The organism is Agromyces aerolatus, assembly GCF_031432255.1.
GTDB lineage: Bacteria > Actinomycetota > Actinomycetes > Actinomycetales > Microbacteriaceae > Agromyces.
In genome coordinates, this window is the sequence record NZ_JAVKGQ010000036.1 from 1 (window position 1) to 1,308 (window position 1,308).

Consider the following 1,308-nt stretch of genomic DNA (forward strand, 5'->3'; position numbering starts at 1 on the left):
TGAATCGGCCTGACTTTCGTTCCGTTCTTCAAGTAAGGATGGAACACGATGAACAGGAAGTATTCGCCGGAGATGCGTGAGCGGGCGTTGCGGATGCTCGCGGAGACGCGGCCGTCGCACCCGACGATGATGAGCGCCGTCCGTCATGTGGCGGGGCTGCTCGGGATGAGTCCGGAGACGCTGAGGCTCTGGCAACGCCGCTACGAGGTCGATGCTGGCGTGAAGCCGGGCGTGACGACCGATGCGGCGGCGGAGATCAAGCGGCTGCAGAAGGAGGTCTCGGAGCTGCGGAAGGCGAATGAGATCCTCAAGGCTGCGAGCGTGTTTTTCGCGAAGGAGCTCGACCACCCCTGACCGAGATGATCCGGTTCATCACCGAGTACCGGGATCGTTTCGGGGTCGAGCTCATCTGCCGGGTGCTGCGCCCGGCAGTTCAAGGGTTCCTCACCTCCCGCGGGTATCGCGCCGCGGTCGGTCGTGCACCGTCGGCCCGTCAGCTGCGCGACGAACTGCTCGTCCCGGAGGTCGCGCGGCTGCATGCGGAGAACTACGGCGTCTACGGACGGCGGAAGATGCATGCGTTGATGCGCCGGCAGGGCTGGAGTATCGGTCGTGACCAGACCGAGCGCCTCATGCGCCTGGCCGGCGTTCGAGGCGTCAAGAAGTCGAAGCGAGTGTTCACGACACGCTCCGACAAGACGACCGCGCTGCCGAGCGACCTGGTCAACCGTCGCTTCACCGCGCCGGCACCGCGGCGGCTCTGGGTCTGCGACGTGACCTACGTCGCCACCTGGTCCGGGTTCGCCTACGTCGCGTTCGTCACCGACGTCTACTCGCGACGCATCGTCGGTTGGAACGTCGCCGCCACACTGAAGGCCGAGATCCTGCCCTTGCAGGCGCTCGACATGGCTGCCTGGGGCGCTGGCGGTGATCTCGCCGGCCTGACGCACCATTCGGACCACGGCTCGAACTACATGGCGATGGTCTACACCGACCGGATCGTCGAACTCGGCGCCTTCCCCTCCACCGGAACCGTCGGCGACTCGTTCGACAACGCGATGGCCGAGGCCGTCAACAACCTCTACAAGACCGAGCTCATCCGCCAGCAAGGGCCCTGGCGGACCGTCGAGCAGGTCGAACTTGCGACCCTCGAATGGGTGTGGTGGTGGAACAATCAGCGGCTCCACGGCGAGCTCGACATGCGCACACCCGCCGAGGTCGAGAACGCGTACTACGCTGACCAAGAATCAGGCCAACCGGCACCCGCCGGACAAGCCTCCGAATAGGAACGAAAGTCAGGCCGATTCA

At 65.2% G+C, this 1,308-nt stretch carries 1 protein-coding gene; it reads left to right on the forward strand.

Going from position 1 to position 1,308, the window contains the following annotated elements:
• Window positions 1–48: 48 nt before the first annotated feature.
• A protein-coding gene (locus RH864_RS19170; protein ID WP_310519181.1) for an IS3 family transposase occupies window positions 49–1,286 on the forward strand; the annotation gives its coding sequence in 2 pieces (ribosomal slippage) (window positions 49–334 and window positions 334–1,286; 1,239 coding nt in all).
• Window positions 1,287–1,308 lie beyond the last annotated feature (22 nt).